The following is a 5,886-nucleotide window of genomic DNA, read 5'->3' as shown; positions in this document are numbered from 1 at the left end:
AGGGCGGGGGAGTTTCGCTTTCCCAAACCGTCCGGTGCGGTCTGGAAGCCCGGGATGCCCTCGCGCATCGACATCTGGCCCATCGGCGAGATGTCGATGGTGTACGACGGGCCGGCTGCACGCAGGGCGTCGCCCTCCCCCTCGGCGCCGGAGCACACCGCGATGTAGCGCGTGCCTGACGCATGAGGCATGTTCACGCTCATCGGCAGCCCGTTCGCGGTGAAGGCCACCGACCGCCACTGGGCGCTGCCTCGATCGAGCCACGCCTTGGCCGCGGGGTCGGTGGCGCCGGCGCTTGCGGGGAAGTCGTTGCTCGTCGTGGTTCCTTCCCATTGCCCGCACCAGACCACGAGGCCCTCGTCGTCGTCGAATGCCACGGTTCGTTCGAGGGCGGTCTCTCCCGTGAGGCCCGCTTCGGCGCGGGCCACATGGTAGCCGGGACCGGCGGCGGAAGGCGAGAAGAAGAGGCCGACCGGGCTTCCCGTGGTCATGGCGCTCTGGCGCGCCCAGGCCAGATCGGCCATCAGGCGCTGGGCGGCCGCCCTCACGCCGGTGCGGGTTCGCCACACGCGAACAGCCGTGAATCCGATGGCGAAGGCCAGGGCCATCAGGCCGATCGCCACGACAATCTCGAGCAAGGTGAACCCCCGCTTCGATCTGGCCGTCTGCGCGTCTGTGCGAAGATGCATCAGTAGCTGTTGTATCGCCGGTTCGTGCGCGGTGGCTGCACGACGAGCGATGCTGCGTTCTGCACGAGGGTCTGATGCGTGCCGTTCGTGAGGTCGATGAGCTCGTAAGGGCCCATCTGGTCATCTCCCGGGCTCTTCCACACGGCGATCTGACGAAAATCGGGAAGCCAGAGGAGGCCCGCCACGTCATCGAGGGGCGTGGGGGTGGTCTGGCCGCTGAGGAGCATCCAGTGGGCCGTCGACACCACAGGCGCCCGAAGCGCGTAGTGGCTGCCCGCGGAATCGTCGTTCGACTCAACGGTGTAGACGTATCGTCTCACGGGGACGCGCGCGGTCCAGGCGACGAACTGGTCATTGCCCGAGATGGCGACGAGCCCGGTGCTGCCCCCCGAGACCTCGCGGGTCACGAGGGTGGTGTCGCGCAGCCAGTGCCCGTCTACCTCGTGGGCTTCGTAGATCTCGCCGTCCTGCGCGATTGCGATGGATGGAGGCTGATTCACCTTTGACCGCCAGCGAAAGCCCATCACAGGAGGCGGCGAAGGGGTTGAAGAGGCGCTCGGCACCGCCGTGGGTGGAGGGGTCGGGTGACACGCGTCAGCGGGAGAGGTGGCGCCCGGGTCCCAGATCATGAGGTGACGCCCCGCAATGGCGGCCACGTGGCCCGCGGGTCCGAAGCGGGCCTGCACGGGAGATGTGAGCGCGTGGGTCGTCAGGCGACGATCCTCCCGGTTGTCTCCATCGAGCGATGCGATGTACAGCCCCGACCCATCGGTGTCGCTGAAGGTGCAGGCGCCTTCGGCACCTTCGACCAGCGGGCCCGTGCGATGGTAGAGCACATGGCTGCCATCCGGCGAGAGGTCGAGAACCTCGACGTGCTCTTTTGCGGCAAAGGTCCGGGCGATCTCGTCGAGACCGGGCATCGTCACCACATCACCCGAATCGACGTCGATGAGTCTGAGACGAGGGGCGCGATTCGATGGGCCCTCTACGTAGATGTACACAGACTGCGTGAGCAGCCAGTTACCGTCATGGCTGAAGAGAAGGGGATACTGGATCCACGATCGGCCGTAGTCCGGGAGCCGCGTCTCCTCTGTGCCCACGGCGCTGGCCACGAGGGTGACCCCACCGAACTGCGGCACGTTGGCGTTGTCAACGACGTAGTACCAGTCATCCGGCACCTTGCAGTAGCACAGCCTGCTGCCGCCGGGGGGCGTGATCTGGATGACGAGCCATCGTGTCGACGAACCACCGCGCCCGTCGGTGACGCGCACGCCGAGCGAGAACCACGACCCCAGCGGCGCTTCTCTCGGCGGGTACCACTCGGCGGTGGCGACCCATCGCTCGCGGGTCGAATCGTAGTGCATCGGTTCGGGACCGTTCCCGCCCACCGACCAGACGCCCCCGCCGGCGCGTTGCGTCGGAACGGTACCGTCTGGGTGGGATGGGGGGGTGTCAGACAACGGGCCTGCGTCGAAGGAGCCGAATGCGCACCACAAAGGGTCTCCGTCAGCGTCGGAGGCGGTGATCACGAGCGACAGAGAGCCATCCTGGCGCACCTGCGCGTCAGCCCCCGATGGCAGGAGGCTCTGGTTCGGCAGGGGCGTTATCTCGATGGGGGCGTCGATCTCGGGGTCGTGGTTCACTGATCTGGGAGGGGCGAGGTGCGCGCTCAATCCACCCAGGGCGGGACGAGGCTGGGGCTCGGCAGCGACCGGCTTTCCTGGCAGCCCTTCGATCAGCGACAGACCGCCGAGACTCGAGACGCGCACCGTGTACGACGGCCCCGCAGCATCGAGGTGGTCGGCGGAATACCGCAGGCCGGAGCAGACGGCCAGATATCTCTCGCCGTCGACATGTGGGATGTTCTCCCCCATCGTGGTTCCGTTGGCCCGAAAGATCAGGCAGCGTCGGCCCTCAGCCCCCAGCGTCCTCACCCAGGCATCGAGTCGCGCGTCGGCGGCACCTATTGAGGGGGGATAGGTTGCGCTGAAGGGGAGACCGTCCCATGACCCGCTCCAGGAAACGAGACCGTCGCTCTCGTCCCACAAGACGTCGCGCTCGATGTCGGGCACATCGCTGATATCATCGCGCGCGCGAACCACCTGATACCCAGGGCTTGCGGCCGTCTGTGCGAACATCAGCCCGGTGGGCAGCCCCGTGGCCATGGCGTGCTGCCGCGCCCAGGAGAGGTCGGCGAGCAGGCGCTGGGCCGCGGCGCGCACGCCCGTGCGCGAACGCCAGGTGTGCACGGCCGTGAATCCGATGGCAAAGGCAATCCCCACGAGGCCGATGACGATGAGCGATTCGAGGAGCGTGAACCCCTTGCGGGCACGTTGCGCAGCGCGGTTTCCGATCGTCACAGCGAGGCGTCATCCTCCCATCGCAGACATCGGAAGTACTGCGGATTGGTGACCTCGACGCTGTCGTTCTCGGGGTGGTAGACGGGCAGCTGACCGCGCTGCGCGGGCGACACATCGATCTCGGCCTGCAGGGCACGCGAGGCGCGGATCCGGCCATTGGCATCGGCGATTGCGCCCACCGAGCGAACGCGGAGGGTGTACCACGGGTAGAGGTAGGTCGCGGCGGCATTCGGTGCCGCTCGGGATGCCGACCCGCGGCGCGATACGTCGATGGTCACGCTGCAGGTGCCCACGGGAATGTCAGGGTTGTCCGGGTCGGGGAGGGTCTCCGTGTACCCGTAGACCGTGCGGCCGCCGAGGCGGGGAGGGAAGCGCCGATCGCGCATCAGGCGAAGCATCGCGCTCTTGACGCCGGCCCGCGCGAGCAGCCCGGCCTGCGCGTGCTCGCGCAGGAGACGGGCCTCATCGTAGGCGCGGGACTGCATCACGAGAAGGCCAAGACCGAGCAGCAGCAGCACGATTCCCACGAGCAGTGCCAGGACGAGGGCCGACCCGCGACGCCTCAAGGGGCTTCCCCTCCCAGCAGGTGAGGACGTATCAGATCGGTGAAGGTCAGGGCGGATGGCCCTTCGCCGATCTCGAGGCGGATCGAGACCCAGGGTCCATGCGGTGGCGCGGACGGGGGGGTCTGCGGGTTCACCGTGAAGCCCGAGATCTCGCTGCCCACGCTGAGCGCTGCGCCGCCCGCGTCGCGCACCAGGGCATGGGTGCTTGTGTCGAGCCACCATTTGACGGTCACGAGCGACGGCGTGGGAAGTGTCGAGGGGGAGGCGTCCGGCGATGGTGTGAACGGCATGGGCAGCGCAAGCCTGCGAATGGCGCGCGATGCGTCGGCCCGCTGCATGACGAGGGGATCGGCCGCGGAACCTGCGCCCTTCAGCGACGCAGCATCTGCCTGCTCGATGTCGCCGCGAAGGGTCTCGAGACACAGTCGCGCGGTACGAACCTGGGCGAGCCCCGTCTCTTCATGCATCATCGCGTCGCGTCCGCTGGCGAAGAGCCGGGCTGCCACGGTCATGCAGACCCCGATCATGAAGAGCGCCACCAGCGCTTCCGCGAGCGTGAAGCCATGGCGTGTCACGCGAGCGCTCATGCGGGACCCGCCGCGCCGAGGTCGAGGTCGAGGGGAGGGTCGAGAATGAGCTCGCGCCCGCCGCACGTTGCGCGAACCCGGATGCGCACCCGTCCACCGGTGCGTCGGCGAACCCCGTCTGGGAACGTATAGCTGTTGGTGAGCTCGACCTTCGAGCCGTTGCCCTGGTCGAGCAGCTTCATCGTGATGTTGCCGCTGAGGGGGATCACCTCCCAGGTGTAGACGAGGTCACCGATGTCTCGTCCGTCCGGGTCTCTGCCTTGTACCTGCAACGTGAGCGGTTCGCTGCCCAGCGAGGTTGCCCCCGAGGGCGTAAGGGCGAATGAGGCCAGCCGTCTGGGTGGCTCGGTCACGAGTCCGAAGATGGAGAGCGTGCGTGGCCGAAGGCTCGCATCGGTGTTGTGACCCCAGGAGACGGTGACCTTGACCACCCGCGCACAGCCGTCGAATCTCGCGGGCAGACGGCCGTTGTTGCGAATCGCGGCGTTCGGTGCGGTCACGGGGGAGAACACGGTGCGAGGGGCGCTCGAGGCAGAGACGGTGAAGTTTGGGAAGTCGTGGTCTGGTGCGGTGGCCATCTCTGGCAGGGTGTCGAAGCCCGAGGCGAAGGCAAAGCCCGGATCTGCCGTGGCATTCTCAATCTGGTGAAGGCGACGCTCCGCTATCGTGAGCGCGATGGCCTCGTCTCTGACAGTGCCGGACACGCGCAGCGAGATTCCGAGCATCTTGGCCGACAGCGCCGTTGCCGCGACGAGGATGAACAGCGCCACGATGGTCTCGAGGACCGAGAACCCCCGTCGGCGAGGAAGACGTATCGGCGTCTCGTGGTGCTGCGCTGCCATGGCCTCGTTTTCTTGCTCTTCTCGCGCCGTCCCTCTGCGGGAGGGGCTTCAAGAGCGACGTCTGGAGGGGAGGGTTTGCAGATCAGGGGGGCGAGGCTTCCGCAAGCATGGCAACGACCTGCGCTCGTGCGGTCTCGAGATGGGCCAGTGCTGCGTGCAGCAGTGCGGTGTCGGGACCGTCGAACCAGCCTCCCAGGGCGTCGGCCGCGCCTTCGATGGCCTGCAGGGCCGACACCGCGCCCACGGATGGGGCCGCGCCCAGATAAACGGTCGTCAGTCTCGGATCATCGGCCACGGCGGTGAGCGCGCGGAGGTTCTCGGAGGCCTGCTCGACGCCGAGGGCGGCGAGATCGAGACGCGGTCGCAAGCGCATGAGGTCGTGAGGTGCGCGCGCCTGTGAGAGCACATCTCCGATCTCGCGCAGCGCGTGGTTCATGCGCTTCTGCACCGCATTGAACGGGTCGATGATGGCTGCGCTCTCGCTCACCCCGTGCACGTCGGCCAGGCGATCGAGGCTCTCGGCGAGGCGCTCTCGGCCCGCATCGAGGGCCTGCTGCGCGACGCCGATGACGTGTGACACGATGCCGTCGATGCGGTCAGCAGTCATGGCGAAGTCGCCGGTCGTGAGCCGTTCGAGCACCCTGCGCAGGGCGCGGACGGGTTCGTCGAGCACCGCGTCGCCGGACCACTCGGTCAAGGCGTCCGGGGTGCGGGAAGCATCGCGGGGGGGCGCGGTCTGTGCTGGCGTCATCACGCGGCAACCTCCTTTGCGCTGCGGGCTGCAGGCGGAGCCGAAGCGGTATCGCTGCGGGCGCCCCCGCTCTCGGCCTTGCGCTCGAGGT

The 5,886-nt window shown here is 67.9% G+C and carries 6 protein-coding genes; all 6 read right to left on the bottom strand.

Features of this window, described 5'->3' with window-relative positions; translation table 11 throughout:
- Nucleotides 1–689, bottom strand: a 689-nt coding sequence (locus tag EB084_18065) for a prepilin-type N-terminal cleavage/methylation domain-containing protein (GenBank protein ID NDD30166.1), incomplete at its 3' end; no start/stop codon positions are given.
- Nucleotides 689–3,049 carry a prepilin-type N-terminal cleavage/methylation domain-containing protein gene (locus EB084_18060; GenBank protein NDD30165.1) on the bottom strand — a complete coding sequence of 787 codons (2,361 nt, stop codon included), beginning with the start codon at nucleotides 3,047–3,049 and terminating at the stop codon, nucleotides 689–691. The genes EB084_18065 and EB084_18060, both read right to left, overlap by 1 nt.
- Nucleotides 3,046–3,615 carry a hypothetical protein gene (locus EB084_18055; GenBank protein NDD30164.1) on the bottom strand — a complete coding sequence of 190 codons (570 nt, stop codon included), beginning with the start codon at nucleotides 3,613–3,615 and terminating at the stop codon, nucleotides 3,046–3,048. The genes EB084_18060 and EB084_18055 overlap by 4 nt, the downstream gene beginning before the upstream one ends.
- Nucleotides 3,612–4,202: a type II secretion system protein gene (locus EB084_18050; GenBank protein NDD30163.1), complete on the bottom strand. Its 591-nt coding sequence runs from the start codon at nucleotides 4,200–4,202 to the stop codon at nucleotides 3,612–3,614. The genes EB084_18055 and EB084_18050 overlap by 4 nt, the downstream gene beginning before the upstream one ends.
- Nucleotides 4,199–5,044 (bottom strand): hypothetical protein, encoded by an 846-nt coding sequence (locus tag EB084_18045; protein ID NDD30162.1) that lies wholly within the window; start codon nucleotides 5,042–5,044, stop codon nucleotides 4,199–4,201. The genes EB084_18050 and EB084_18045 overlap by 4 nt, the downstream gene beginning before the upstream one ends.
- 82 nt (nucleotides 5,045–5,126) lie before the next feature.
- On the bottom strand, nucleotides 5,127–5,795 hold the full coding sequence (locus EB084_18040) for a hypothetical protein (GenBank protein NDD30161.1): 669 nt from the start codon (nucleotides 5,793–5,795) through the stop codon (nucleotides 5,127–5,129).
- Nucleotides 5,796–5,886: the final 91 nt, after the last annotated feature.

The organism is Pseudomonadota bacterium (genome assembly GCA_010028905.1).
GTDB lineage: Bacteria > Vulcanimicrobiota > Xenobia > RGZZ01 > RGZZ01 > RGZZ01.
This window is presented reverse-complemented; position numbering and strand designations above follow the sequence as displayed.

Excerpts from the sequence above, each read along its gene's own strand:
- EB084_18050 (NDD30163.1), bottom strand. The coding sequence starts at position 4,202 with ATGAGCGCTCGCGTGACACGCCATGGCTTCACGCTCGCGGAAGCGCTG.
- EB084_18045 (NDD30162.1), bottom strand. The coding sequence starts at position 5,044 with ATGGCAGCGCAGCACCACGAGACGCCGATACGTCTTCCTCGCCGACGG.
- EB084_18040 (NDD30161.1), bottom strand. The coding sequence starts at position 5,795 with ATGACGCCAGCACAGACCGCGCCCCCCCGCGATGCTTCCCGCACCCCG.